Raw genomic sequence first — 25,500 nt, 5'->3', positions numbered from 1 at the left:
CCCCATGAATAACCAACCGTTGCGCGTTTCAAAGGATCAGCCCAGGAAGCCTGATAAGACACCCGAAGACGAAGGAAAAAATCCAAAGAAAAACCAAAAGTAGTGCTGTAGGGTATCTTTAATAACTATGGTTCGTTGGAGGCTTTATGTCTGAACGTCCTGATTTAGTCGATCCATTACCAGAGGATGAGCCGCTTCCTGGTGAAAATATTCCGGATACACCAGAGGGAGACGATCCTCTCGACCCGGATACCCAGAATGAGGTTGAAGATCCTCGTAGATAGCGTCTTGTGCTATTAACCAACCGCCTGATGCACCGTCTGTGCCAGGCGGTTTTTTGCATCTTCTAAAGCGAAACATCCTGATAATCCTCAGAAAGATAGCCTATAATTTTTTGTACGTTAAAATAGTAGCGCGTCCATGACGACACTGTCTTATTTGCGCTTAGCCGTTTGCGAGTTCAAAGGAGGAAATCAATGAACAGCGAAGAGTTGACACATAAAGCAGAAGAGGAAATCGCGGCACTCATTAGCAAAAAGGTCGCCGAACTACGGAAGAAAACCGGGCAAGAGGTTTCCGAAATAGAGTTCGCGCCGCGAGAAACGATGAAAGGGCTTGAGGGATACCACGTTAAAATTAAACTACTCTAGCGTTTAATTAGCGCCATCAATTACCTGGCTACTGGGCGGGACGCCGCCCAGTGGTGACTGGTTTACCGATGTCAGGCTTTTTTCTGTTGATACATTTCCTCGCCCTGATGGTCTTCCTCTACCCAAAAATGAATGTTGAACCGCGCATCATCGCTCAGCTCTACCCGATGCCAGTATTGCGGCGGACTGGTGGCGAATTGCCCGGCATTAATCACCACTTTCACTTCGGGTTCTGTCGCGGTTTCATTCGCAAAGCCATAGTAGGTCACGGTGCCTTCCATCACGCAGAGTTGTCCGAAAACGCCTGCCGCTGTGTTGTGATGAGAGAGCAGTGCCGCCGGAACATTTTCTTTGGTGAAAAAGGGGGTAGAGCGTTTAACTTTCCAGTTTGCCGGGATGCGTAAGTGGGACATAAGACATCTCCCTGATGTGGTGATTAAAAGATGCATTTAATATACACCTTTTAATCGCTGGCAAACAACGCTTCGGGCAAAAAAAAACGCTCCCGAAGGAGCGTGTGTATCAACGACCGAACAGGTCGCGTTTTTTAGGCTTAAATGCCTGGGCTATGACGACGGCTATCGCCACCACAAGGTAAGCGGCAAAGATCCCCAACAGCCATTGTGGCATCTCCAGCGTTAAAAACGACCACTGGCGTTCGGCGCAATCACCGGATGCCACAAACACCTGCGGCAGCCATTTACCCAACGGCAACCAGTCTGGAAAGCGCGCCATAAAGTCACAGGTCATGAACGGCGAGGGATGCAACTGAATCATCGTATGTTCATACGCCAGTTGTAGACCCCGCCAGGCGCTGTAAATCCAGATAACCATTGCCACGTATCGCAGCGGCGTTTTCGGCGCTATTGCGCCGACCAGACCCGCGCCCATCACGCCAAACAGGGCGCAACGCTCGTAAATACATAGCACGCAAGGTTTAAGTAACATGACGTGCTGGAACCACAGCGCCACCATTTCCAGCGCCAGGGCGGTAAACGCCATCAGTAACCATGCGCCCCGACCCCGTGAGCACTGGTTTAAAAATCGCAACATAATAATTTCCCTGCAACATGCGTAGAGACCGCAGTGTAAACCAATTCAATTCGTGCGCCACTAGCGGGAAATGAAATAATGTGTAATTGGATAATTATCAGGCAAAAATCGGAGCCGGGCGGTGTATTGCCCGGCCAAACGTTACGAAAGCGTTGCTAACCATCCTGCCTGAGTCATCCATTCGGTGACCGGCGCAAGAGTGAATTCGACGCACAGTAGCCCTATCAGGGTCAGTACGATAGTGTACGGTAACGCCATCCAGACCATACGGCCATAGGAGAGACGGATTAACGGCGCCAGCGCGGAGGTCAGCAGGAATAAGAATGCCGCCTGACCATTTGGTGTCGCTACCGATGGCAGGTTAGTACCGGTATTGATGGCCACAGCTAACAGCTCAAACTGTTTTAAGCTGATAGCGCCGTTTTCCATTGCCGCCTTCGCTTCGTTGATATAAATAGTGCCGACAAAGACGTTATCCGAAATGGAAGACAACAGGCCGTTAAAGAGATAGAACAGCGTTAGCTGCGCGTGTTCAGAGGCTTGCAAGACAAACTGAATAATCGGCGCGAAAAGATGTTGATCGATAATAACCGCCACAATGGAGAAGAAAACGGTTAACAGCGCAGTAAACGGCAGCGACTCGGTAAACGCTTTGCCGATGGCGTGTTCATCGGTGACACCCGTTAACGCGGTGGCCAGAATAATGACCGACAGACCAATCAGCCCCACCTCCGCGAGATGGAGGGCGAGGGCGGTAACCAGCCAGACGCCAATAATTGCCTGGACTATTAGTTTAATTTTATCCTGGCGGGTGCGCTTCTTACGGCTTTGATCGTCGAATTGCTGTAAGACGTCGCGGACTTTTTCGGGCAACGTTTCGCCATAGCCAAACCAGCGCATTTTCTCGACCAGCATACAGGTTAACAGTCCACATATCAGTACCGGGACGGTGACAGGCGACATCCGTAAAAAGAAGTCGCCGAAATGCCAGCCAGCCGCTTTAGCGATGATCAGGTTTTGCGGCTCCCCGACCATGGTCATGACGCCGCCCAGCGCCGTCCCCACGCCCGCATGCATCATCAGGCTACGCAAGAATCCGCGGAATTGCTCCAGCACCGTTTTGTAATGCGGATCGATATGGCTGTCGTCCAGCATATCGTTCTCTTCGCCGCGCGATGAGGCCACACGATGGTAAATCCCGTAAAAACCGACGGCGACGCTGATCACCACCGCGACGACGGTAAGCGCGTCAAGGAAAGCCGACAAGAACGCGGCGGCGACGCAAAAGGCCAGCGACAGAACCATCTTCGAGTGAATACTGAGTAACAGACGGGTAAAAATAAACAGCAATAACTGCTTCATAAAGTAGATGCCTGCCACCATAAACATCAGCAGCAGCAAGACTTCCAGGTTGGCGGCAACCTCTTCACGTACATGGGCGGCGCTGGTCATGCCGATGATGACGGCTTCAATGGCCAGTAACCCGCCGGGCAGCAGGGGGTAACACTTTAACGCCATCGCCAGGGTGAAGATAAACTCTGCCACCAGCAGCCAACCGGCAATAAAGGGATTAGCTAAGAAAATGAATGGGTTAATAATTAAAAAGACAAGTAGTGCCAGTTTGTACCAGTCGGGCGACTGGCCTAAAAAGCTGCGCCACATGGCGCGACCCCATGAGATCTCCATGAAATTTTTCCTTACCTAGAAAAATGAAATAGCGTTTTTATGTTTAAACACAGAGAGTAGCGAGCGCGACGAATGCAAGCAAGTCCTTAACGATATTGGCAGGCGATATCAGAAATGGTGCCTTGATCCCCTTTTTCTTCATTGCGTCCGCTATCAGGTGTTACGCCCGTCTGGTATGATGAGTGCAACTATGTTTTGCTGTGTAATGGAAATCTCACTATGGTCATTAAGGCGCAGAGCCCGGCGGGTTTCGCGGAAGAGTATATTATTGAAAGTATCTGGAATAACCGCTTTCCTCCTGGCACTATCTTACCGGCAGAACGAGAACTCTCCGAACTGATCGGCGTGACGCGCACGACATTACGCGAGGTGTTACAGCGGTTGGCGCGAGATGGCTGGCTGACCATTCAGCATGGCAAACCGACAAAGGTTAATAATTTTTGGGAAACGTCAGGGCTGAATATCCTTGAAACGCTGGCCCGCCTTGATCATGAAAGCGTTCCGCAACTGATCGACAATTTGTTGTCGGTGCGTACCAATATTTCTACTATCTTTATTCGTACCGCGTTGCGTCAACACCCGGATAAGGCGCAGGAAGTGCTGGCCACAGCCCACGAAGTGGCCGACCATGCCGATGCATTCGCCGATCTGGACTATAACATCTTTCGTGGTCTGGCATTCGCCTCCGGCAATCCTATTTACGGCTTGATCCTGAACGGCATGAAAGGGTTATACACCCGCATTGGTCGCCACTATTTCGCCAATCCGGAAGCGCGCAGTCTGGCACTGGGTTTCTATCATAAATTATCGTCGTTATGCGAGCAGGGCGCGCACGACCAGGTGTATGAAACGGTGCGGCGTTACGGGCATGACAGCGGCGAGATTTGGCATCGGATGCAGAAAAATCTGCCCGGCGATTTAGCGATTCAGGGACGATAATCCCGCGATGCCCGGTAAGCGCAAACACTACCGGGCAGCATCTCGATTACAGCATGTTCATGCGCGGCGGACAACGCTCCAGCAGTTCTACGCTGCCATCCTCATTTTGTTGCTCCAGCATCACATCAAAGCCCCATAACCGATGCACATGTTTCAGCACCTCTTTGCGGCCTTTATCCAGCGGCGCGCGGTTATGCGGGATATAACGCAACGTTAGCGATCTGTCGCCACGTAAATCCACATTCCAGACCTGAATATTCGGCTCCAGGTTGCTCAGGTTATACTGTGACGACAGTTTTGATCGAATCTCCCGATAACCTTCTTCGTTATGAATGGCGGAGATCTCCAGATAATTATGCCTGTCATCATCAAGTACCGTGAAGAAACGGAAATCACGCATCACTTTTGGCGACAGGAACTGACTGATAAAGCTTTCATCTTTAAAATCGCGCATGGCGAAGTGCAGCGTTTCCAGCCAGTCGGAACCGGCAATATCCGGAAACCAGTATTTATCTTCATCCGTGGGCGACTGACAAATACGTTTGATATCCTGGAACATGGCAAAGCCGAGCGCATAGGGGTTAATTCCGCTATACCAGGGGCTATTATAGGGCGGCTGGAATACGACATTGGTATGGCTGTGTAAAAACTCCAGCATAAAGCGTTCCGTCACTTTGCCTTCATCATAGAGATGGTTCAAGATGGTGTAGTGCCAGAAGGTCGCCCAGCCCTCGTTCATGACCTGCGTCTGTTTCTGCGGATAAAAATACTGGCTGACTTTACGCACGATGCGCAGAATTTCGCGCTGCCACGGCTCGAGCAACGGGGCGTTTTTCTCCATAAAATAGAGCAGGTTTTCCTGCGGTTCAGCGGGAAAGCGGCGTGCTTCGGCGACCGTTTTTTCTTCCTCGCGTTTTGGCAGCGTGCGCCACAGCATATTCACCTGGCTTTGTAGATACTCTTCCCGGCTTTTTTGTCGCGCTTTCTCTTCCTGCAACGAGATTTTCTGCGGGCGCTTATAGCGATCGACGCCGTAATTCATCAGCGCGTGGCAGGAGTCGAGCAGTTTTTCTACTTCATCCACTCCGTAGCGTTCTTCACAGCGGGTAATGTAATTTCGGGCGAAAATCAGATAATCGACGATAGAACTGGCATCCGTCCAGCTCCGGAAGAGATAATTATTTTTAAAAAAGGAGTTGTGTCCGTAACAGGCGTGCGCCATGACCAGCGCCTGCATGGTGATGGTATTTTCTTCCATCAGGTAGGCAATGCAGGGATTAGAGTTGATCACAATTTCATAAGCCAGTCCTTGTTGACCATGCTTATACAGACGTTCCGTCTCAATGAACTTTTTGCCAAACGACCAGTGCGGATAGTTGATCGGCATCCCGACGCTGGAGTAGGCGTCCATCATCTGTTCGGAAGTGATGACTTCAATTTGGTGCGGGTAAGTATCCAGTTGGTAGAGTTTCGCCACGCGGTCTATCTCTGCCAGATAGACATCCAGCAGATCAAATGTCCAGTCGGGTCCATCGCTCAAACGTGTGGTGTCCTTGTTCATGGAATCAATCGTTGCCATTCGCGCACCCTCATTGTTGGCGACGCTCTCTGTATGGAGCGCCTCCTTTCAAGCATAGAACACCATGTTAAAAAACGACTTGATCGTGAAAACTTTTCTTTGCGATTTCCTCCACTCTGAACGGCAAAAAAACGGGTATTGGCATCATTTTATGCTGTATAGCCATGCCGCGTAGCAGGAGATCCCAAACCAGTGGGATCGCTTGTCTTTAGGGTATATGTGAAGCACGTCACCATAAAAAAGTCATATGTTGAATAATATTTTCATCTGGGTTATCAAGATGTAATCAGAAGATTGTTCTTTTACTATTAACGGAGTGGCTATGCGAGTTGTCATCCTGGGGAGTGGCGTAGTTGGCGTGACCAGCGCCTGGTATTTGAGTCAGGCGGGGCATGATGTCACCGTTATCGATCGCGAATCCGGCCCGGCGCAAGAAACCAGCGCGGCGAATGCCGGACAAATTTCACCGGGATATGCGGCGCCCTGGGCGGCCCCTGGCGTACCGCTGAAGGCGATAAAATGGATGTTCCAGCGCCATGCGCCGCTGGCGGTGCGTCTGGATGGCACCCCGTTTCAACTGAAGTGGATGTGGCAAATGCTGCGTAACTGCGATACCCGGCATTATATGGAAAATAAAGGCCGCATGGTGCGTCTGGCGGAATATAGTCGCGACTGTCTGAAAACGCTACGCGCCGCGACCGGTATCGAATATGAAGGCCGCCAGGGGGGAACGCTGCAACTCTTTCGCACCGCGCAACAGTATGAGAACGCCACCCGTGATATCGCCGTGCTGGAAGATGCCGGGGTGCCGTATCAGCTCCTGGAAGCCAGCCGACTGGCGGAAGTTGAACCCGCTCTGGCTGAGGTTGCGCATAAATTAACCGGCGGACTGCGCTTACCGAATGATGAAACCGGGGACTGTCAGCTCTTTACCCAGCGTCTGGCGCGCATGGCGGAGCAGGCGGGCGTAACCTTTCGCTTTAATACTCCCGTGGAAAAATTACTGTACGAAAATGATCAGATTTACGGCGTGAAATGCGCCGATGAGATCATTAAAGCAGATGCGTATGTTATGGCGTTTGGATCGTATTCGACGGCGATGCTTAAAGGCATTGTTGATATCCCGGTGTATCCGCTGAAAGGCTATTCATTAACCATCCCAATCGTCGAGCCAGACGGCGCGCCGGTATCAACGATTCTTGATGAAACCTACAAAATCGCTATTACGCGTTTTGATAAGCGTATTCGCGTGGGGGGAATGGCGGAAATCGTGGGCTTTAATACCGACTTACTGCAACCGCGCCGCGAGACGCTGGAGATGGTTGTGCGCGATCTCTTTCCGCGCGGCGGTCATATTGAGCAGGCCACATTCTGGACCGGCCTGCGCCCCATGACGCCGGACGGCACGCCGGTAGTCGGACGTACCCGTTATAAAAATCTGTGGCTTAATACTGGACACGGCACCTTAGGCTGGACGATGGCCTGCGGTTCAGGCCAGTTGTTAAGCGATATCTTGTCGGGTCGTACGCCAGCGATACCCTACGACGATCTGAGCGTGGCGCGATACCGTTCCGATTTTACGCCCACCCGCCCGCAACGTTTGCATAGCGCGCATAACTGATAAAGGAAGTGAAATGACCCGCCCTATACAGGCCAGCCTTGATTTACAGGTAATGAAACAAAATTTGGCTATTGTGCGCCGGGCGGCCCCGGAGGCGCGCGTCTGGTCGGTAGTGAAAGCCAACGCCTACGGCCACGGTATTGAACGCGTCTGGAGCGCGCTGGGCGCCACAGATGGTTTCGCTATGCTCAACCTTGAAGAGGCGATTACCCTGCGTGAGCGCGGGTGGAAAGGGCCGATATTGATGCTGGAGGGGTTTTTCCATGCGCAAGACCTGGAGGCGTATGACACTTATCGGCTGACCACCTGCATCCACAGTAACTGGCAGTTGAAAGCGCTGCAAAATGCGCGGCTTAACGCGCCGCTGGATATCTATGTCAAAGTCAACAGCGGCATGAACCGACTCGGTTTTCAGCCTGAGCGGGCGCAGACCGTCTGGCAGCAATTGCGGGCAATGCGCAATGTCGGTGAAATGACCCTGATGTCACATTTTGCTCAGGCCGATCATCCGGAAGGTATCGGGGAGGCGATGAGACGTATTGCGCTGGCGACAGAAGGCCTGCAGTGTGCATACTCGTTATCAAATTCGGCAGCGACGCTGTGGCATCCCCAGGCGCATTATGACTGGGTCAGGCCGGGCATTATTTTGTACGGCGCGTCGCCGTCAGGACAGTGGCGGGATATTGCCGATACCGGACTAAAACCCGTGATGACGCTGAGTAGCGAAATTATTGGCGTGCAGACGCTGAGCGCGGGTGAAAGGGTAGGCTATGGCGGAGGGTATTCTGTGACTCAGGAACAACGCATTGGCATCGTCGCGGCGGGTTATGCTGATGGCTATCCACGCCATGCGCCGACCGGGACGCCTGTGCTGGTGGACGGTATCCGTACCAGAACAGTAGGCACCGTTTCAATGGATATGCTGGCGGTGGATTTGACGCCGTGTCCGCAGGCGGGAATCGGCACGCCGGTTGAATTATGGGGCAAAGAAATTAAGGTCGATGATGTCGCCTCTGCGGCAGGCACGCTGGGCTATGAGCTACTGTGCGCTGTAGCGCCGCGCGTGCCGTTTGTGACAACGTAACCTAATTCAGGCTAAGGCGTCGACCGGTCCACCGGGGGCGGGTCGACGTTGCCAGGCGACCTTATTCTGCTTCGTCTTCGGCGACGCGTACCCCAATCTTGCGTACCACGTTATCTTCTTTTTCAGCTACCGTCCAAATCATGCCGCCAAACTCCACCTGATCGCCGACGACCGGCGCAGCGCCCAGCAGTTGCTGTATGATTTCACCGAGGGTTTGTTGTTTATCCCGGTATTCCGTTCCTTCTTCCAGCCCGTAGATAAGCGCCACGTCGGCGAATTTCGCATTCGCTTCGAGGATAAAATCGCCAAAGAAACGCTGATCTAACGAAACCGGCGGCGACTGGCTAAACAATTTGCCCAGCGCTGGCAGATTGCGCTCCCGGCCAATCACGCAGAGTACGTCGCCTTCCTGCAGGCGAGTACTGCCCGTGGGGTGAAACAGTTCATTATTGCGAAATAGCGCGGCAATGCGGGTTTCGTTCGGCATATGCAGGTCGCGCAACGCCGCGCCGACGCACCATTTGTCGGCGCTCAACTGATAGATGAATTGCTCCCACGGATTATCAGGATGGATGTCAAGCCCCACGCGCGATACTGGCCAGCCAACCGGAGGCACGACCACTTTGGCTCTTTTCGCCGCCCATGACAGCGATGTTCCCTGCAGGAGCAGTGACACCAGTACCACAAAGAAAGCGACATTAAAGAACAGGCGAGCGTTTTCAAGCCCGGCCATCATCGGGAAAACGGCGAGAATAATCGGCACCGCGCCGCGCAGTCCGACCCAACTGATGAAAATGCGCTCCCGAAGATTAAAGCCGCGAAATGGCAGCAGGCCGGTAAACACCGACAGTGGGCGGGCGAAGAAAATCATCCAGATAGAGAGAATGAGCGCAGGGACGGCAATCGGCCACAGATCGGAAGGCGTCACCAACAGCCCCAGGACCAGGAACATCGCGATCTGCGCCAGCCAGGCCAGTCCGTCAAAGTTTTGCAGGATGCCGTAACGGTTGCGAATCGGGCGGTTTCCTAACAGGAATCCGCACAGATAGACCGCGAGAATACCGCTGCCTTCAAGCGCGGTCGTCAAAGCAAAAATCAGAATACCGCCGCTGAGCGCCAGCATCGGATACAGGCCGCTGGGCAGAGAAATGCGGTTGATCATCTGCTGTAGCAGGTAACCGCCGCCGAGACCAAAAACAATACCGAGACCGAACTGCTGGATAATATGGACGGCAAACATCCAGTCCAGACCGGTTTCATGTTTCTGGATCATCTCAATTAATGTAATGGTCAGAAAAACGGCCATCGGGTCGTTACTTCCCGATTCGATCTCCAGCGTGGAGCCTACACGTTCGTTTAGCCCTTTGCCGCCAAGCAGAGAAAAGACCGCCGCGGCGTCAGTGGAACCGACTATCGCGCCGATAAGCAGACCTTCGATAAGATCCAGATGAAACAGCCAGGCGGCCATCATACCTGTTAAACCCGACGTGATCAGTACGCCGAGCGTCGCCAGCGACAGCGCGGGGCCCAGCGCTACCCGGAAAGAGCTGGCCTGGGTGCGCATGCCGCCATCGAGTAAAATAATCGCCAGCGCCAGGTTACTGACCATATAAGCGAAAGGATAATTATCGAAAGGAATACCGCCAATGCCATCCACACCCGCTAACATCCCAATGGCGAGGAAAATGACCAGAATCGGGATGCCCAGTCGCGATGAGAATGAACTTAACAGGATACTGCTGGTTACAAGGATGGAACCTAAAATAAATAGACTAATAATTGTTGCAGCATCCAACGTTTTATATCTCCTGACTCACACGACTTCGTATTATTTAACATTAACATAATAACGGCCAGGGCAGCGTTTTACTTAGCCTGTCGGGGACTTTTTTTACAATTGCAGCGTAGGATGACCAGATAAAGTGAGTTGAGTCCCCTGGCGCGTATTTTTAAGCGTCGCATTTGCCCCGATAGGGAGCGTCACCGTACGCTGTTCATGCCCGAAGTCGAGACCGGTAATCAGCGGAACGGACAGACGGGAACGTAAAAACGCGTAGACGCTCTCCAGAGAATAGCCGGCGTCATACTCGTTGGGCGCCGCGCCGCTAAAGCTGCCGAGAACGATGGCGCTCTGACGGTTTAGAATTCCGGCGTACTCCAGTTGCAAAAGCATACGCTCCACCCGGAAAGGATGCTCATTGACATCTTCCAGCACTAAAATTCCTTTATCGATAGTCGGCATCCAGGGCGTACCGATAAGGGAAATCAACATCGCCAGATTTCCGCCCCATAAGGTGCCCTGTGCGTCGCACTGAGGGCCGTCGCCTTGCCACTCCACGGTAAATTGCGCCTTGCGTAGCGCCAGCCAGAAATGTTGCTCGGTGAACGTATTCAGCGTTTCGGCGCCAAAATTTGCCGCCAGCATAGGACCGCTAAAGGTGATGACATTGGCCTGCGCCAGGAGTCCAGCCTGAATCGCCGTAAAATCGCTATGACCGCAAATCAGTAAGGGATTGCGCTGTTGCCTGGAGGCGAGCGACTGCCAGTCGATACGATCCAGCAAGCGGCTGGCGCCATAGCCGCCGCGAACCGGCATGACAATCGTATCCGGCGAAGTTAGCGAGGCCAGCGAATTAACATCGGCCAGCCGTTCCGCGTCCGTACCGGCAAAACGCTGATAGCGGCGACGAATCACCTCGTCATTCTCCACCTGATGGCCCGCGTCAGTCAGGCGCTGAACGCCGCGTAACGCGGCCTGTTGGTTAATACAGTAGCCCGAGGGGGCGATTAAATGAAACAGAGACATGGTAATTCCTTGCTGACAATAGAATGCAAATGTATATCATGCCGCATATATTAGGCGATGTCCCTCGTTGTGCGACGTTTCTGGATGCGCACCAGGGAGGCAACCTAAGTACCTGGCCGGGGCGGTATGACCTCTTCGGCAGATAAGTTACGGCTATAAGGATAGATGACGTGAAATTAAGATGGTTTGCTTTTTTGGTAGTAATACTCGCTGGCTGTAGCTCAAAACAGGATTACAGGAATCCGCCGTGGAATGCCGAAGTGCCTGTAAAGCGTGCGATGCAGTGGATGCCCATCAGTGAAAAAGCCGGGGCGGCATGGGGGGTTGATCCGCATTTAATCACCGCGATTATCGCCATTGAATCCGGCGGCAACCCTAACGCGGTCAGTAAGTCCAATGCGATTGGCCTGATGCAGTTAAAGGCGTCGACCTCCGGGCGCGACGTTTACCGTCGCATGGGCTGGCGTGGCGAACCGACCACCAGCGAGCTGAAAAACCCTGAGCGTAACATCTCAATGGGCGCGGCGTATCTGAGCATTCTGGAAAATGGGCCGCTGGCCGGCATCAAAGATCCGCAGGTGATGCAATATGCGCTGGTCGTCTCTTATGCTAACGGCGCAGGCGCGTTATTGCGTACTTTTTCATCCGACAGGAAGAAGGCGATAGAAAAAATTAACGATCTGGATGCGGACGAGTTTTTTGAACATGTTGTTGATAATCATCCCGCGCCGCAGGCGCCGCGCTATATCTGGAAGCTTCAGCAGGCGCTGGACGCCATGTAGTTTAGCATGAAGATTATTCTCGCACTTTATTCGCTCTTTCTCGGGCCTCGCGCTCAAGCGAAAAAATAATCCGCTGCAACTCCCGCTCCACCGCCGGGCTAACGTTAAGGAAACGAAAGCTCAGGCGGGGAGTGGTGATCGTTTCATTTTTCCCATCAATCACCTTACGCTCGCTGATGGCGATAAGCTGGGCGTCAACGTGAAAAATCCCCCATTGCCCCATGTTCAGTTCAACCTGCGAAAAGCGCGCGCCTTCTGTTAGCCCGTCGGGGATGGCGGATTCCAGTAGCGCGCCCATGCCGCCCAGGGAAAGATCAAACAGGCGAAAACGTAACGTACGGGTGTCCGGTAGCGTGGTGACGCCGTAATAAGGCGGATACAGCGGCGCGCCAATGCGAAAATACTCCCGGCGCTGGACAAACCACAGTGACGACGGCAGGGGCGTGATAAAGGCCGGCAGCCGCTGATATTCACCTGTAACGAGTTGCGGCAACGTGAACTCGACTTTTGCGCCCTGCGTTTCTGCGATAATGGCTACCTGCCCGGCACGTAATACGGCGCTATTTTCATATTCCTGGCTGCCGTAATCTACGATGAGTTTTTCCGGGTCTACCGCCAAAATTTTACTGATGAATTGACCATGCGCCCATGAAATACGCAGTGGAACCTGATTTTTATTTAAATCCCGTAGCACGCCTAATATCGCTAATGGATTTTTTTTCAGGAACTGCTCATTGTAACCACTCACACGAAATAACCCCTGATACGCAGACTATCGTTGGGTTATCGGCATCGGTAGAAAGAACTTAATAGCGATAAATAAATTTTTATGTCCGCGAGATAAATCAGTGTTCAGAAATGCGACGCTCGACTTTGCCTATACTTAAAACGTTTTTACTGGAAAGAGGGTTTGCAAATGGGAATTATCGCCTGGATTGTTTTTGGTTTGATTGCCGGCGTTATCGCCAAATTGCTTATGCCGGGGCGCGATGGTGGGGGATTTATCCTGACCTGTATTCTCGGTATCGTCGGGGCGGTCGTTGGCGGATGGCTGGCGACGATGTTTGGTATTGGCGGCAGTATCAGCGGCTTTAATCTGCACAGTTTCCTGGTCGCCGTGGTGGGCGCGATCGTGGTGCTGGTGATTTTCCGCCTTCTGCGACGCGGCTAACCGCTGCAAACGTTTAAGCGTTGACCCGGTCAGCACCGGGTCAACCTACTATAAACACGCGTTACTGCGTCGCTGCAGACGGCGTTTTTGTCGGCGTTGCGCTTAACGATGCCGGACGAGTAGACGGTACGCTATCACACGGTTTTTCCTGCGGACAAATCAGATCGAGCATTTTCAGCGTCACGCCGTTGGTCCAGCCAAAGCCGTCCTGAAGGGGATATTCGCCGCCGCCACCGCCGGTTCCGGTACTGCTGACATCATATTTTTCGACCAGTTTTTTCTCGCGATCGTAGGTGTGCTGCACATTGGTTAAAAAGCGCCAGGTGACTTCCATTGCCACGTCATCCTGCCCATAATTTTGCAATCCTTCGGCAGCGACCCATTGTAACGGCGCCCAGCCGTTTGGCGCATCCCACTGCTGTCCGCTTTTAACCGAGGTGGTAGCCAGCCCGCCAGGCTGTAGCAGATGCGCCTGGGCCGCCGCCGCCACTTTCGCGGCGCGATCTTTCGCGGCGGCGTTTACATAGAGCGGGAACAGCGCGGCAGCGGTGAGTTGGTTGCGGATTTTATTGTTCTGCAGATCGTAGTCGGCATACCAACCCTCTTTGTTATTCCACAGATGCATTTCAATGGCTTTTTGCCGCGCGTTGGCCAGCGCGTCATATTGCGAGGCTTTGGCCCGATCGCCCGCCGCAGCGCTGGCGCGGGCGAGGGTCTTCTCCAGCTGATACAGCAGAGCGTTAAGATCGACAGGGACAATCGTGGTGGTACGAATGGTACTGAGCTGCTGCGGATTATCCATCCAGCGGGAGCTGAAATCCCAGCCGGAGGCGGCGGCAGAGCGGAGGTCCCGATAGATCTCCGTTGCCGGGCGGTTGGGGTTGCTTTTGGCGGTAGCGATATCTTCAACCCAGGATTCAGGGCGGGGCGTATCCCGATCGTCCCAGTAGCGGTTGAGAACGCTACCGTCTTCCAGTTTGACGACGCGTTGGTTTTGTTGCCCTGGCTGCAATGTCTCAACGCCCTCCATCCAGTAGGCGTACTCTTTTTGCAGTTGCGGCAGGTATTCTTTCAGCGCATCGTCACCTTCATGTTGCGCCAGTAACTCAACCATAAACGCAAAGAAAGGCGGCTGCGAACGACTCAGGTAGTAGGTACGGTTGCCGTTGGGAATATGCCCCCAGGCGTCAATTTCGTAACCAAAGTTCGCCACCATATCCGCCACTTTATCCCAGTGCCCGCTTTCCGCCAGCCCCAGCATCGTAAAATAGCTGTCCCAGTAGTAAATCTCTCTGAATCGCCCACCCGGCACGACATAGGATTCAGGCAACGGCAAGAGCGAGTCCCACTTTTCGACGTTTTTAGTTGAACGGGTCAGCACCGGCCACAGGCCATCAATATGTTCACGCAATGACTGCCCGGCAGGTGGGACATATTTTTCACCCGCTTTCGGCAGGGTGAAGTTAACATCAACAAAATGACGCAAATCGAAGCCGGACTGGTTCCGCTGCATACGATAATCCGCAAGAATCATGAGCGGATCGCTATTAGGTATGGCGTCAGCAAAGGTTTTCTGGTCGGGGAAGAGTTTTGCATTCTGGACATCATTAAAGAGCGGGCCAAGCAAAATATCCGGCGGCTGCGGAGTTTCAGTGTCGGAAGACGGGTCTGCGGCAGTCGCCGAAAACGATGCAAACGTCAGCAGCGTCCCTGCCAGCGCCAGTTTTATGGCTTTCTGCAGTAGAACAGAACGGCGAATCTCTGGGGGTATCATCAAGTTATCTCCTTAGCGGTGAGCCAAAGCCAACGGCATTTACCATGACAAAACCTTAGTCTACGATGACCAGATACGCGTGATTGAACCGCTATTTTGCGAACAAACAGACATTTTATTGAGACAGAATTTATCGGCGCGCGCGTGGAAAACGGGGTATACAGACAAAAAATCCACGCCGGGACGTGGATTTTAGCGCAATGATTTGTCGCCTTAACCTGGATAGATACCGCGATCTTTACGGGCCAGCAGAATGCGCTCACAGGCGACAATATAGGCTGCGGTGCGCAGAGAACAGGATTTCTCAGTCGCTTTCTCCCAGACATGGACGATCGCGTCGGTCATGATTTTGTCCATGCGCGCGTTGATCTCTTCTTCGCTCCAGAAGAAGCTGGCCATATCTTGTACCCATTCGAAGTAGCTGACGGTTACGCCGCCTGCGTTACAGACCACGTCAGGCACCACAAGGATACCACGGCTGGCCAGAACATCATCAGCATCCGGATAGGTCGGGCCGTTAGCCCCTTCCAGCACCAGCTTACACGTCAGGGCTTCCGCGCGCTGACGAGTTATCTGGCCTTCAAGCGCCGCCGGGATCAGAATATCCATCTCCAGACGCCAGAACGCATCGCTGGCGATAGTTTCCGCGCCCGGGAAACCGGCTATCTGTTTGTGTTCTGTCTGCCATGCCGTGAGCGCCTTCATGTCAATACCGGTGGCGTTAAACAGCGTTGCGGTATGATCCTGAATCGCCACGACACGGGCGCCAGCGCCTGCAAACAGACGCGCGGCTTCGCTGCCGACGTTACCAAAACCCTGAACCGCAACGCGAGCGCCTTCAACGGCGATATTCGCCCGACGCGCGGCTTCCAGCCCGCTGACGAAAACGCCGCGCCCCGTCGCTTTTTCACGGCCCAGCGAACCGCCAAGATGGATAGGCTTACCGGTGACGACGCCAGTGACCGTCGTGCCATGATTCATGGAATACGTATCCATCATCCAGGCCATCACTTTACCGTTGGTGCCGACATCCGGCGCAGGAATATCTTTCTGCGGCCCGATGATAATGCCGATCTCGCTGGTATAGCGGCGGGTCAAACGCTCCAGTTCACCTTCCGACAGCGAGAACGGATCGACGCGGATGCCGCCTTTGGCGCCGCCGTACGGCAGATTCAGCGCGGCACATTTGATGGTCATCCATGCTGACAGGGCCATCACTTCATTGAGATCAACGTCAGGATGGTAGCGAACACCGCCTTTACCCGGACCTCGGGAGAGGTTGTGCTGCACGCGATATCCTTCGAAATGACGAATAGTGCCATCATCCATTTGTACCGGAATATCGACGATCAGAGCGCGTTTTGGGTGGCGCAGAGTATCCACCCAGGGGGATAACTCGCCCAGATAAGGGGCCACACGCTCGATTTGTTGCAGGTAGGTATTCCAGGCAGATGTGCTGCTATCTGAAGCGTAAGATAACTTATCCATGATAAACCTTAGTGATAAAAGTAATATGTTCTTTAATTGACCGTGGTACATAGTAGATCACACCATGTAGCGATAAATTTAACACTTTTTTAAACAATTAACTCAGATCAAAAATGGCAGGCAGTTGGATTTTCGTTATGATTTTGGATGGGAAGTGGTTAACTATCCTATATAAGAGGTGATATATCGCTAATTATGCAATTAATTGCTTAAATATGCGTAATATGTGCAAGGCGGCTATTTGTCATAATTATGACGCACCTCTAAAAGTAAACATTATGATAACGACATGTATCAATGTTATGTCGTCCTGTCGGCGGGGAAACGTCTTCACCAGGCGCGTAAAAAGATAAAAATAACCGGAGTCAGACGGCGCTGACCCCGGTTTACCTCTTTATTGTTGACGCGACTCAAGCCATACCAACACCAGTGTCGACAGTGAGCACATCAGCAGAATGCCGACAAACCACAGTAAATACCACATCGCTTCCGCTCCCTAATAAAGTTCATGATCGTTGCGGCGGAGGGTCTCCAGGTTGATACGCCCCAACATTTTGTAATAGCTCCACAGCGTATAGAGCAGTACGATCGGCAGAAAAATCAGCACAATCACCAGCATGATTTCGAGCGTCATCTGGCTGGAGGTGCTGTCCCACACCGTCAGGCTGGAGAGAGGACTAACACTCGACGGCATCACAAAAGGAAATAGCGTTATGCCGGCGGTAAAGATGACGCAGGCCTGGGTCAGGGAAGCGAACAGAAATCCACGAATAGTCTGACCGCGAAGGCAGGCATAGAAAGCCAGAATCGGCAGGATCATACCGAGCAACGGGATGATGAGCAGTAGCGGCGAGCGTATAAAGTGGTTCATCCATGCGCCAGGGAGTATCGCCACGCCTTTTAAGAGCGGATTGGAAGGGCCGTTGGCATCTTGCGTGAGTAAGACAAAGCCATCAACGCCGGCCCACAGCCAGTAACCGGCCAGCAGGAAGCAGATCACGATCAGCAGCGCGCTGTGGCGGGTGGCCGACAGAGCCCGTTGACGAATAACGCCCTCCGTTTTCAACTGTAACCAGACGCCTCCTTGCATAATCACCAACGACAGACTCAATAATCCACACAGTAGGGCAAAGGGCGAGAGTAACTGCCAGAAGGTGCCAAAATAGTCAACATGAAGCTGCGGCGTGAAGGCAAACGGCACGCCTAAAAACAGGTTGCCGAACGCGATACCGAATACGACTGGGGGAACCAGGCTGCCGATAACCAGACCGGTATCCCACAGCGCGCGCCAGCGGGCATTGGCGATTTTTCCCCGATAATCAAAGGCCAGCGGGCGAAAGAAGAGGGCACACAGCACCAGGATCATCGCCACATAAAAACCGGAAAACGCGGCGGCATAGACCCGTGGCCAGGCGGCGAATAATGCCCCGCCCGCGAGAATCAACCATACCTGGTTTCCTTCCCAGTGGGCGCCGACGCTATTGATCAACACCCGGCGTTCGTCATCGTTGCGCGCTATCAGCGGGAGCAGGCAACCGACACCCATATCAAACCCGTCAGTTACCATAAATGCCACCAGGATAACGCCGATCAGCAGCCACCAAATGAACCGCAACGTTTCATAATCCAACATGATTGTCTCCTTTATCCCTGTTGTTGCGCTTGTTGTTGATGTTGCATGGCGCTCGGCCCAAGACGCGCGTACTTCTGCATCAGATAGACTTCCGCGATTAAAAACAGGGTGTAAAGTCCGAGGATAAGTCCCATTGAGAAGGCCAACTGGCCCGGCGTCAGCGCGGAGTGAGCGTACCAGGTCGGCAGAATGTCCTGAATCGCCCAGGGCTGACGGCCAAACTCCGTCATAAACCAACCGGCTTCAATGGCAATCCACGGTAACGGCAGGCTCCAGAGCGTCATACGCAATACCCAGCGATGCTGGTCGATACGCATTCGTAGCGTCTGTATCAACGCAATCAACATCACCACTAACAGCAGCGAACCGCAGCCGACCATAATACGGAAACTCCAGAACACCGGCGCCACCTGAGGAATAGCGCCACGCTGGGCCGCACGATACTGCTCCGGCGTCACATGGTTCATATCCGGGGCATATTTCGCCAGCAGAATGCCGTACCCCAGATCGCCCTCAACGGCGTGAAACGCATTCAGTACCTGCGGCGAGCGATTGCCTTGCGCTATCTCCTGCATGAGTAGCCAGGCCTCCCGGCCACGCTTCAGGCGCGGCAGAGTGTCGTCCATCAGGTTTTTTAACCCCGGAACCGGCGTATCCAGCGAATGGGTGGCCAGAATACCCAGCAGAGCGGGGATCTTCACGGCAAACGCATTACGCTCCTGTTCCTGCTGCGGCCAGGCAATCAGATGAAACGGCGCGGGCGCGGGTTCGGTTTGCCATTCGCCTTCCATCGCCGCCAGTTTCACCGGCTGAATTTGGGCGACCTCGTAGGCCGAACTGTCCCCCAGTTGCAGGGTTCCCAGAATGGCCAGGGTGCCGAATACTGAGCCGATAGCAAACGAGCGCAAGGCCACTTCACGCTCGCGGCCACGTAGCAGATACCAGGCGCTGATGGACATAATAAACATGGCGCCGGTGACATAACCGGACATGACGGTATGGACGAATTTCACCTGGCTCACCGGGTTAAAGACCAGATCGCTGAAGCTGCTCATTTCCATCCGTAACGTATCGATGTTGAAATGAGCGCCGGTAGGATACTGCATCCAGCCATTGGCATTCAGAATCCATAATGCTGAAATATTGGAGCCGAAGGCCACCAGCCAGGTGACCAGCAGGTGTTGGTATTTATTCAGCCGCTGCCAGCCGAAAAAGAACAGGCCGACAAAAGTGGATTCGAGAAAGAAGGCCAGTAACGCTTCCATCGCCAGCGGCGCGCCGAAAATATCGCCCACATAGTTGGAATAGAGCGACCAGTTAGTCCCGAACTGAAACTCCATGGTCAGGCCGGTAGCCACACCGAGAGCAAAATTGATCCCGAAGAGCTTGCCCCAGAAACGCGTCATATCGCGGTAGACGGTTTTCCCCGTCACCACATAGATCGTCTCCATGACGGCCAGCAAAAAAATCAGCCCAAGCGTAAGAGGAACAAATAAAAAGTGATACAGCGCGGTCAGCGCAAACTGCCAGCGCGATAAGTCAATGACATCCCACATGCTAACTCCTGTAGGCAGAAAGAGAGTAAAAAGCTAATCAGTACCGGACACCGGTGACGTTCCTGTTGAGAGCGTTAGCGCGTCTCCAGCCATCGGCAGACTTCATCCAGGCGCTGGCGCGAATCGGCCAGATCTTCCGGGGCCGCCAGTACCAGCTCCGGCAAAGGACAAATCTCATAGCTATCGAGCAACGGCCCTTTAAGGGCGTCCAGACAGCGCACATGCCAGAGATGGCGCAATGCTGTGGCGTTGATTTGGCTTTCGCCATACCCGGAGATGCGAATCTGGATGTTCCCGTGTCCGCATAAACGCGCCAGAAAAAGACGATCGGCCTCGCTGAGCGGCAGTTGGGTCAAATTGATGCTGTGAGGTTGCAACGCCGGATCGCGTACGTGCGCCAATAATTCATGGGCCAGCGGCAGTCCATTCATCAGGCCAGCGACAGGCGGAGGCAGTAGAGAGTCGTCAGGCAGCGTATCGGCGGTAGCCGCTTGCCATAATGTCAGGGGCGCGCTACCTGCTTCCAGACGATCCGTCAGCAGACGTCGGTTATGCAGATGGCGTACCCGCCACAGGCCGCAGAAGATGGTCTCCTGGATCTCGCTTTCACTCCCGTCCGGATGCTGAATGCGTACCGAGACTTCGCCTTCGCCCAATAGCGTATTGAGGAATGAGAGATCATCGGCATTCAGGGGAGATAACTCCCATCCCAGCACGTCGCCGACTTCCGGAATGCGCCGGGCAAGCTGACCTCGCAGATCGGTCAACAATGCCATTACCGCCGGGCTGTGAGCGCAGCGCTCCAGCGCCGCCATACTTGGGTCGCCATTGACCTGACAGGTGAGCGGTAAGGGATTCATCGAGAAACTGGCGTCATCAGGCTGCGTACCTGGCCCCAGCAGATGAAAAAAGGCGTTGCTCATTGTGCTGTCTCCTGCGCTGCGGGAGTGTCAACCATCGAACGCATCAGCGTGAGCAGTTCAGCCCAGGGATGAATGCCGCTGAGCGCGCCGCGTAACTCGCCGTCTGTAAAAACCAACGTCGCCGGAAACCGACGAACATTAAAGCGATCGCCGATAGCTTCGCTTTGTTCAAGGTCGGCCACCGCCACCTGCCAGTCAAACTGCGGGAACTCACGCAGGAGTTCGGCAATCATCACCGGGTTATCGCTGACTTCCGGCGTACGCCGCGGATCGCTACTTAACAGGATGACGCCATCTCCAACCAGTTTGATCCAGTCGTCTACCGTGGAAGCCTCTACCGGTTGCCATCCCCGGGTTAACAGGCGTTGCCATAGCGCAGAGAACGGGGTGTCATTCGCCACTTCTTTTGCCCTCCAGACGTGTCTGATACTGACGTATGCGCACTCCCTCATAATTTTCCATCGACAGGCATTTATAGTTCAGGCAGCGTGCGACCTCGTTTGCCTGCGGTACGATCCCCCAGGCGGCCAGTTGCTCCAGGGCGGCCTGTTCCGCCGCCGGTAGCTGGCTGCGAGCTATTTCGCTCAGGCTACCGCCGTAGTCGTCCAGTAGCGCCGGTTGCAGGCCGACCAGCGCAATGTGACAGGGCAGATGCCCGCGGATGTCGGCCAGCGCCAGAACTTCGGAAAAACTGTTTTGATGCAGGCTCATTTTTTTGGCGCTGAGATACGCGGGGATTTTCTCGCCGGCATAGGTTCGCAGGCTGCCCGGCGCCAGGCCATAATCGATCGCGTCAAGGAGCAGGAGATGGCTGGCTTGCTCTACATAACCTAACAGGTTTAGCCCTTGCGTACCGCCGTCCACAATTTCTACCTCTTCAGGCCAGTGATATCGGGCATACAAACGCTCCGCGACCCGGATACCGAATCCTTCATCGGCCCACAGCAGGTTTCCTAACCCCATCACCACTACGCGTTGCGCATTCATGAGGGCTCCTTGTCGTGCGGTTTGGGGAATTTGTGGCTGCGATAGCCATTGATCATGGTGGAGATCACCGTATCGTCGGACATAATGTCTTCCCGGATAGCGAGGTAAACGTGCCCGACGATGAAGGCGGCGATCAGCCACATGCCCAGTCGGTGCCAACTGTGAATATCGATGGAGTTGCCGCCGGTCCAGTAGAAAAATTCAACTACATAGCGGAACGGCGCAAAGATGGCGTACTGGCTATGCTCGCCAAACAGAGCGAAACCGGTGAGGATCATAAATACCGATAACAGGAAATAGCCGAACATCGCGGCCTGCGCGACAGGGTTATGTCCGATGTCGCTCCCCGGTTTTTTCTCCAGAAACAGATACCAGCGGACCACGGAGAAAGCGCCTTGCCACCAACTGCGACGCCAGACCGGGACGATAAACAGCTCTCGCGAATAGCGGTTGCCGACACAGGCCCAATAAATTCGCCCCAGCAGTAACACGGTAAAGATCATCGCGGCGGCAAAGTGGATCAGCCGGATATAGCCCATGTAAAACAGATAGGTCGCCTCGCCACTCACCGACGGCAGCGGTCGGCCAATGAAGTAGCCTGTTACCATCAGTACCAACATGCAGGCCACCGTTAGCCAGTGCCACAGGCGTACCGGCGCTTCAAACACATAGTGGCTGACGGCAGTATCACGCGCCTCCCCGACGCGTGGAGATAGCTTTCCAGTCATCGTTCTTTTCCTTAACGCTTAGCGTACCTGGACGGCAATCAGTTCGCTGCCGTCGTCGCCGAGCACGTGGGTTGAACAGGCGAGGCAGGGGTCGAAGCTGTGCAGCGTCCTCAGGATTTCTAACGGTTGGTCGGGAATCGCCATTTGCGTTCCCATCAATGCCGCTTCATAGGCGCCGATCTGTTTTTTAGGATCGCGCGGGCTGGCGTTCCAGGTGGTGGGAACCACGCACTGATAGAGTTCAATCTTCTGATCGCGTATTGACGCCCAGTGTCCCAACGCTCCGCGAGGCGCCTCGGTAAAACCGATGCCGCGGCAGTGCTGCGGCCAACTGGCCGGTTCCCATTTCTCGGTATTGGCGGTGGCCAGGTCGCCGTTTTTCAGGTTGGTCATAAGCCTGTCGAAAAAATACTGCAGCTTACCGACGGCCCATTGCGCTTCGTGCGCGCGGCATAAAATACGACCAAGCGTAGACTGGATACCGGAGAGCGGCAGTTTAAGGGCGGACATCATGCGATCTACCGACTCTATGGTGGCGGCATCCCCTTTGTGGTACGCGATAAGCGTTCGGGCAAGCGGGCCGACTTCCATGGCATGACCCCGCCAGCGCGGCGCTTTAATCCAGGAGTAACGTTCCTGCTCATTGAGCTGCTGGATATGCGTATCGCTGCCTTTGACATCACCCGGGTTGTACCAGGGATCGGTAATGCCGTCAAAAGGATGACGACCCAGCCGATCGTCCGGATAGCGGTACCAGGCGTGATCCACAAACTCCTGTATCTGCTGCGGATCGGCCAAATCTACCGGCATGACATTTTTAAAATCGCCATTGACCACCGCGCCGCCCGGCATTAACAGGCTTTGCTGGCTGAAGTCGTTGGCAATGTCCGGAAATGCGCCGTAACTCAGCACGCATTTATCCGACAGACCGGTGCCAATTTGACTCCATGCTTTATTGAACTGGCCGATAGCCAGCGCGTCCGGAACCATCACGTTGTTAATGAAGTCGGCGGTGCGGGTGATGATCGACTGCACCAGGTTGAGGCGCTCCATATTGATAGCCCCGACCGCGCCGCTTTGATCGAGATTGATCGCGCACGGCATCCCGCCGACGATCCAGTTAGGATGGGGGTTCTTACCGCCAAATATGGTATGGATTTTGACGATCTCGCGCTGGAAGTCGAGGGCTTCAAGATAGTGGGCAAAACCCATCAGATTAGCCTCTGGCGACAGTTTGTACTGTGGATGTCCCCAATAGCCGTTACGGAATATCCCAAGCTGACCGCCATCGACAAATTTCTTTAATCGATTTTGTACGTCAAAGAAGTAGCCCGGCGATGACATCGGCCAGGCGGAAAGGCTTTGCGCCAACTGCGAGGTGGCGCGCGGATCGGCTTTCAGCGCATTCAGAACATCAATCCAGTCCATACCGGCTAACTGATAAAAATGGACCAGATGATCGTGACACCACAACGTAGCCAGCATGATGTTACGTATAATATTGGCGTTATCCGGCACCTGGATACCAATCGCATCTTCGATAGCGTACACCGATGCCAGAGCATGTACCCCGGTACAGACACCACAAATACGTTCAACAAACGCCCAGGCGTCACGCGGGTCACGGCCTTGCAGAATGATCTCCAGCCCGCGGAACATTGTGCCGCAGGAAACGGCATTGGTAATGACGTTTTGCTCATCAATGTTCACTTCGCAGCGCATATGCCCTTCGATGCGGGTAATCGGGTCCACGATCAGACGACGGCCGGCGTCGTTAACGGTATAACCCTGGGTTTGATACTGGTTACTCATGCCTGTTTATCCTCATTGTCCGGCTGTTGTTCGGCTTGCGCTAACTGTTGTTTGTGGCGTTTACGTTGGTTGAGCGCGCTGGCGACAGCGTGACCGCTAACGCCCGCCGCGACCACGCCCAGCGCGGTCAGCCCCACCGTATCGGCGGTTGAATGGGTACCCATCTGGGGAATATCCACCACGCGGCTATAAAACGAGCCGCGATCCCAGAAACCATTTTCTGAACATCCCAGACATCCGTGACCGGACTGGATAGGAAAGGAGACGCCGTCATTCCAGCGTGTGGAGGAGCAGGCGTTATAGGTGGTTGGTCCTTTACAGCCCATCTTGTACAGGCAGTATCCCTTGCGGGCGGCGTCATCATCCCAGCTCTCGACAAACTCACCGGCGTCAAAATGGGCGCGGCGGTAGCATTTATCGTGGATACGCTGACCGTAGAACATTAGTGGACGGCCCATGCGATCGAGTTCCGGCAGACGATCAAACGTCACCATATAGGTGATAATGGCGCTCATGACATCCGGGATTGGCGGACATCCAGGGACCTTCACGATCGGCTTGTCGGTGATCACTTTATCGATAGGCGTTGCCTGGGTCGGATTGGGGCGGGCGGCCTGGACGCAACCCCAGGAAGCGCAGTTTCCCCAGGCAATAATAGCGCTGGCGCCCGCGGCGGCTTTCTTCAGTTTTTCAATAAACGGGCGACCGCCGCTGATACAGAACATCCCTTGTTCTCCTAACGGTGGATTGCCTTCCACCGCCAGAATGTATTTCCCAGCGTAGCGAGTGGTAATATCGTCAAAGACTTCTTCGGCCTGTGCGCCGGCGGCGGCCATCAGGGTGTCGTCATAATCGAGGGAAATCAGCGAGAGGATCACATCTTTGGCTAGCGGGTGCGAGGAACGGATAAAGGATTCGGTACAGCAGGTGCATTCCAGTCCATGAATCCAGACCACCGGAATCCGCGGTTTATTCTCCAGCGCCCAGGCGATCTTTGGCGTCATTCCGGCGCCCAGTCCCAGCGATGTGGCGGCAAGGCTACAGAATTTGAGAAAGCTGCGTCGGGTCACTCCCTTACGACGCATGGCTTGATAAAAGGTCTCCTCGTTATTCATAACGCGTATTTTTTCTCCTTTTTGCACCACGCTCCGCCAGGGGCATAAGGCGCTTTTGCGGGTCCGTTGACGTTCCGCCAGCAAGGCAAATCATTGTGTTACGCGCGAGCGCG

The 25,500-nt window shown here is 54.0% G+C and carries 24 protein-coding genes and 2 pseudogenes; 8 read left to right on the top strand and 18 right to left on the bottom strand.

Annotated features, from left to right (window positions below):
• Nucleotides 1–146: 146 nt before the first annotated feature.
• Both OLG56_RS12355 and OLG56_RS12350 read left to right on the top strand, forming a co-directional pair.
• On the top strand, nt 147–284 hold the full coding sequence (locus OLG56_RS12355; protein WP_001519337.1) for a hypothetical protein: 138 nt from the start codon (nt 147–149) through the stop codon (nt 282–284).
• A 192-nt stretch (nt 285–476) separates the two neighbouring features.
• Nucleotides 477–650, top strand: coding sequence for a GnsA/GnsB family addiction module toxin (locus OLG56_RS12350; protein ID WP_001083582.1), 174 nt, complete (start codon nt 477–479; stop codon nt 648–650).
• Nucleotides 651–721: 71 nt separating this feature from the next.
• Here the strand turns inward: OLG56_RS12350 and OLG56_RS12345 are convergent, their stop codons facing one another.
• From OLG56_RS12345 to nhaB, 3 genes are all read right to left on the bottom strand, one after another.
• Nucleotides 722–1,063, bottom strand: coding sequence for a TehB family protein (locus OLG56_RS12345; protein ID WP_000018967.1), 342 nt, complete (start codon nt 1,061–1,063; stop codon nt 722–724).
• A 109-nt stretch (nt 1,064–1,172) separates the two neighbouring features.
• On the bottom strand, nt 1,173–1,703 hold the full coding sequence (gene dsbB, locus OLG56_RS12340) for a disulfide bond formation protein DsbB (RefSeq protein ID WP_000943475.1): 531 nt from the start codon (nt 1,701–1,703) through the stop codon (nt 1,173–1,175).
• A gap of 141 nt (nt 1,704–1,844) precedes the next feature.
• Entirely contained in the window at nt 1,845–3,389 is a 1,545-nt protein-coding gene (gene nhaB / locus OLG56_RS12335) for a Na(+)/H(+) antiporter NhaB (protein ID WP_000406449.1), read from the bottom strand.
• A 219-nt stretch (nt 3,390–3,608) separates the two neighbouring features.
• Between nhaB and fadR the strand changes: the two genes are divergently transcribed.
• Nucleotides 3,609–4,328 (top strand): fatty acid metabolism transcriptional regulator FadR, encoded by a 720-nt coding sequence (fadR, locus tag OLG56_RS12330; RefSeq protein ID WP_000234826.1) that lies wholly within the window; start codon nt 3,609–3,611, stop codon nt 4,326–4,328.
• A 46-nt stretch (nt 4,329–4,374) separates the two neighbouring features.
• On the opposite strand, the gene OLG56_RS12325 is transcribed toward fadR, so the two are convergent.
• Complete coding sequence (locus tag OLG56_RS12325) at nt 4,375–5,907, bottom strand: SpoVR family protein (RefSeq protein ID WP_000190831.1); 1,533 nt, start codon at nt 5,905–5,907, stop codon at nt 4,375–4,377.
• Nucleotides 5,908–6,229: 322 nt separating this feature from the next.
• On the opposite strand from OLG56_RS12325, the gene OLG56_RS12320 reads away from it, so the two are divergent.
• From OLG56_RS12320 to OLG56_RS22335, 3 genes and pseudogenes are all read left to right on the top strand, one after another.
• Nucleotides 6,230–7,528: a D-amino acid dehydrogenase gene (locus OLG56_RS12320; RefSeq protein WP_001266935.1), complete on the top strand. Its 1,299-nt coding sequence runs from the start codon at nt 6,230–6,232 to the stop codon at nt 7,526–7,528.
• 13 nt (nt 7,529–7,541) lie between these two features.
• The gene (gene dadX, locus OLG56_RS12315; protein ID WP_000197903.1) at nt 7,542–8,612 is read left to right on the top strand and encodes a catabolic alanine racemase DadX; all 1,071 of its coding nucleotides are present in this window, start codon (nt 7,542–7,544) and stop codon (nt 8,610–8,612) included.
• 4 nt (nt 8,613–8,616) lie between these two features.
• A pseudogene (locus OLG56_RS22335) lies at nt 8,617–8,736 on the top strand (hypothetical protein); the annotation flags it as partial.
• 3 nt (nt 8,737–8,739) lie between these two features.
• Here OLG56_RS22335 and OLG56_RS12310 read toward each other — a convergent pair.
• A pseudogene (locus OLG56_RS12310) lies at nt 8,740–10,407 on the bottom strand (potassium/proton antiporter); the annotation flags it as partial.
• Between the two features lie 96 nt (nt 10,408–10,503).
• On the bottom strand, nt 10,504–11,418 hold the full coding sequence (gene ldcA / locus OLG56_RS12305; RefSeq protein WP_000051616.1) for a muramoyltetrapeptide carboxypeptidase: 915 nt from the start codon (nt 11,416–11,418) through the stop codon (nt 10,504–10,506).
• 170 nt (nt 11,419–11,588) lie between these two features.
• Between ldcA and emtA the strand changes: the two genes are divergently transcribed.
• On the top strand, nt 11,589–12,200 hold the full coding sequence (emtA, locus tag OLG56_RS12300) for a membrane-bound lytic murein transglycosylase EmtA (RefSeq protein ID WP_000776974.1): 612 nt from the start codon (nt 11,589–11,591) through the stop codon (nt 12,198–12,200).
• Between the two features lie 13 nt (nt 12,201–12,213).
• Here the strand turns inward: emtA and ycgR are convergent, their stop codons facing one another.
• Nucleotides 12,214–12,948, bottom strand: coding sequence for a flagellar brake protein YcgR (gene ycgR / locus OLG56_RS12295; RefSeq protein ID WP_000017423.1), 735 nt, complete (start codon nt 12,946–12,948; stop codon nt 12,214–12,216).
• A 168-nt stretch (nt 12,949–13,116) separates the two neighbouring features.
• On the opposite strand from ycgR, the gene OLG56_RS12290 reads away from it, so the two are divergent.
• Complete coding sequence (locus tag OLG56_RS12290; RefSeq protein ID WP_000511323.1) at nt 13,117–13,371, top strand: GlsB/YeaQ/YmgE family stress response membrane protein; 255 nt, start codon at nt 13,117–13,119, stop codon at nt 13,369–13,371.
• Between the two features lie 61 nt (nt 13,372–13,432).
• Here OLG56_RS12290 and OLG56_RS12285 read toward each other — a convergent pair whose 3' ends face one another.
• The 11 genes from OLG56_RS12285 to hyaA all read right to left on the bottom strand — a co-directional run bounded on the left by OLG56_RS12285 (nt 13,433) and on the right by hyaA (nt 25,387).
• Nucleotides 13,433–15,145, bottom strand: a complete 1,713-nt coding sequence (locus OLG56_RS12285; RefSeq protein ID WP_000612835.1) for an alpha,alpha-trehalase — start codon at nt 15,143–15,145, stop codon at nt 13,433–13,435.
• Nucleotides 15,146–15,358: 213 nt separating this feature from the next.
• Nucleotides 15,359–16,633 carry a Glu/Leu/Phe/Val family dehydrogenase gene (locus tag OLG56_RS12280; protein WP_001519734.1) on the bottom strand — a complete coding sequence of 425 codons (1,275 nt, stop codon included), beginning with the start codon at nt 16,631–16,633 and terminating at the stop codon, nt 15,359–15,361.
• Nucleotides 16,634–17,027: 394 nt separating this feature from the next.
• Complete coding sequence (gene cbdX, locus OLG56_RS12275) at nt 17,028–17,117, bottom strand: cytochrome bd-II oxidase subunit CbdX (protein WP_000270306.1); 90 nt, start codon at nt 17,115–17,117, stop codon at nt 17,028–17,030.
• 12 nt (nt 17,118–17,129) lie between these two features.
• Complete coding sequence (gene appB / locus OLG56_RS12270; protein ID WP_000888110.1) at nt 17,130–18,266, bottom strand: cytochrome d ubiquinol oxidase subunit II; 1,137 nt, start codon at nt 18,264–18,266, stop codon at nt 17,130–17,132.
• Nucleotides 18,267–18,277: 11 nt separating this feature from the next.
• Entirely contained in the window at nt 18,278–19,822 is a 1,545-nt protein-coding gene (gene appC / locus OLG56_RS12265; RefSeq protein WP_000263615.1) for a cytochrome bd-II oxidase subunit 1, read from the bottom strand.
• 74 nt (nt 19,823–19,896) lie between these two features.
• The gene (locus tag OLG56_RS12260) at nt 19,897–20,745 is read right to left on the bottom strand and encodes a hydrogenase expression/formation protein (RefSeq protein WP_000063377.1); all 849 of its coding nucleotides are present in this window, start codon (nt 20,743–20,745) and stop codon (nt 19,897–19,899) included.
• The gene (gene hyaE / locus OLG56_RS12255; protein WP_001262570.1) at nt 20,742–21,146 is read right to left on the bottom strand and encodes a hydrogenase-1 operon protein HyaE; all 405 of its coding nucleotides are present in this window, start codon (nt 21,144–21,146) and stop codon (nt 20,742–20,744) included. The genes OLG56_RS12260 and hyaE overlap by 4 nt, the downstream gene beginning before the upstream one ends.
• On the bottom strand, nt 21,136–21,732 hold the full coding sequence (hyaD, locus tag OLG56_RS12250) for a hydrogenase 1 maturation protease (RefSeq protein WP_000993804.1): 597 nt from the start codon (nt 21,730–21,732) through the stop codon (nt 21,136–21,138). Before hyaD ends, hyaE begins: the two co-directional genes overlap by 11 nt.
• Entirely contained in the window at nt 21,729–22,460 is a 732-nt protein-coding gene (gene hyaC, locus OLG56_RS12245) for a Ni/Fe-hydrogenase b-type cytochrome subunit (RefSeq protein WP_000147031.1), read from the bottom strand. The genes hyaD and hyaC overlap by 4 nt, the downstream gene beginning before the upstream one ends.
• Nucleotides 22,461–22,478: 18 nt before the next feature.
• Complete coding sequence (gene hyaB, locus OLG56_RS12240; RefSeq protein ID WP_000070982.1) at nt 22,479–24,272, bottom strand: Ni/Fe-hydrogenase large subunit; 1,794 nt, start codon at nt 24,270–24,272, stop codon at nt 22,479–22,481.
• Entirely contained in the window at nt 24,269–25,387 is a 1,119-nt protein-coding gene (gene hyaA / locus OLG56_RS12235; protein ID WP_001058313.1) for a hydrogenase 1 small subunit, read from the bottom strand. Before hyaA ends, hyaB begins: the two co-directional genes overlap by 4 nt.
• Nucleotides 25,388–25,500 lie beyond the last annotated feature (113 nt).

The organism is Salmonella sp. 2018103 (genome assembly GCF_026247685.1).
Taxonomy (GTDB): domain Bacteria; phylum Pseudomonadota; class Gammaproteobacteria; order Enterobacterales; family Enterobacteriaceae; genus Salmonella; species Salmonella enterica.
Note: the sequence above shows the minus strand (reverse complement) of the source record. Positions and strands in the feature narration are given on the sequence as shown.

Excerpts from the sequence above, each read along its gene's own strand:
- OLG56_RS12285 (WP_000612835.1), bottom strand. The coding sequence starts at position 15,145 with ATGATACCCCCAGAGATTCGCCGTTCTGTTCTACTGCAGAAAGCCATA.
- OLG56_RS12260 (WP_000063377.1), bottom strand. The coding sequence starts at position 20,745 with ATGAGCAACGCCTTTTTTCATCTGCTGGGGCCAGGTACGCAGCCTGAT.
- OLG56_RS12320 (WP_001266935.1), top strand. The coding sequence starts at position 6,230 with ATGCGAGTTGTCATCCTGGGGAGTGGCGTAGTTGGCGTGACCAGCGCC.
- nhaB (WP_000406449.1), bottom strand. The coding sequence starts at position 3,389 with ATGGAGATCTCATGGGGTCGCGCCATGTGGCGCAGCTTTTTAGGCCAG.
- OLG56_RS12325 (WP_000190831.1), bottom strand. The coding sequence starts at position 5,907 with ATGGCAACGATTGATTCCATGAACAAGGACACCACACGTTTGAGCGAT.
- OLG56_RS12355 (WP_001519337.1), top strand. The coding sequence starts at position 147 with ATGTCTGAACGTCCTGATTTAGTCGATCCATTACCAGAGGATGAGCCG.
- appB (WP_000888110.1), bottom strand. The coding sequence starts at position 18,266 with ATGTTGGATTATGAAACGTTGCGGTTCATTTGGTGGCTGCTGATCGGC.
- OLG56_RS12350 (WP_001083582.1), top strand. The coding sequence starts at position 477 with ATGAACAGCGAAGAGTTGACACATAAAGCAGAAGAGGAAATCGCGGCA.
- cbdX (WP_000270306.1), bottom strand. The coding sequence starts at position 17,117 with ATGTGGTATTTACTGTGGTTTGTCGGCATTCTGCTGATGTGCTCACTG.
- dsbB (WP_000943475.1), bottom strand. The coding sequence starts at position 1,703 with ATGTTGCGATTTTTAAACCAGTGCTCACGGGGTCGGGGCGCATGGTTA.
- appC (WP_000263615.1), bottom strand. The coding sequence starts at position 19,822 with ATGTGGGATGTCATTGACTTATCGCGCTGGCAGTTTGCGCTGACCGCG.
- OLG56_RS12290 (WP_000511323.1), top strand. The coding sequence starts at position 13,117 with ATGGGAATTATCGCCTGGATTGTTTTTGGTTTGATTGCCGGCGTTATC.
- dadX (WP_000197903.1), top strand. The coding sequence starts at position 7,542 with ATGACCCGCCCTATACAGGCCAGCCTTGATTTACAGGTAATGAAACAA.
- hyaD (WP_000993804.1), bottom strand. The coding sequence starts at position 21,732 with ATGAATGCGCAACGCGTAGTGGTGATGGGGTTAGGAAACCTGCTGTGG.
- OLG56_RS12280 (WP_001519734.1), bottom strand. The coding sequence starts at position 16,633 with ATGGATAAGTTATCTTACGCTTCAGATAGCAGCACATCTGCCTGGAAT.
- hyaB (WP_000070982.1), bottom strand. The coding sequence starts at position 24,272 with ATGAGTAACCAGTATCAAACCCAGGGTTATACCGTTAACGACGCCGGC.
- hyaA (WP_001058313.1), bottom strand. The coding sequence starts at position 25,387 with ATGAATAACGAGGAGACCTTTTATCAAGCCATGCGTCGTAAGGGAGTG.
- OLG56_RS12345 (WP_000018967.1), bottom strand. The coding sequence starts at position 1,063 with ATGTCCCACTTACGCATCCCGGCAAACTGGAAAGTTAAACGCTCTACC.
- ldcA (WP_000051616.1), bottom strand. The coding sequence starts at position 11,418 with ATGTCTCTGTTTCATTTAATCGCCCCCTCGGGCTACTGTATTAACCAA.
- fadR (WP_000234826.1), top strand. The coding sequence starts at position 3,609 with ATGGTCATTAAGGCGCAGAGCCCGGCGGGTTTCGCGGAAGAGTATATT.
- hyaC (WP_000147031.1), bottom strand. The coding sequence starts at position 22,460 with ATGACTGGAAAGCTATCTCCACGCGTCGGGGAGGCGCGTGATACTGCC.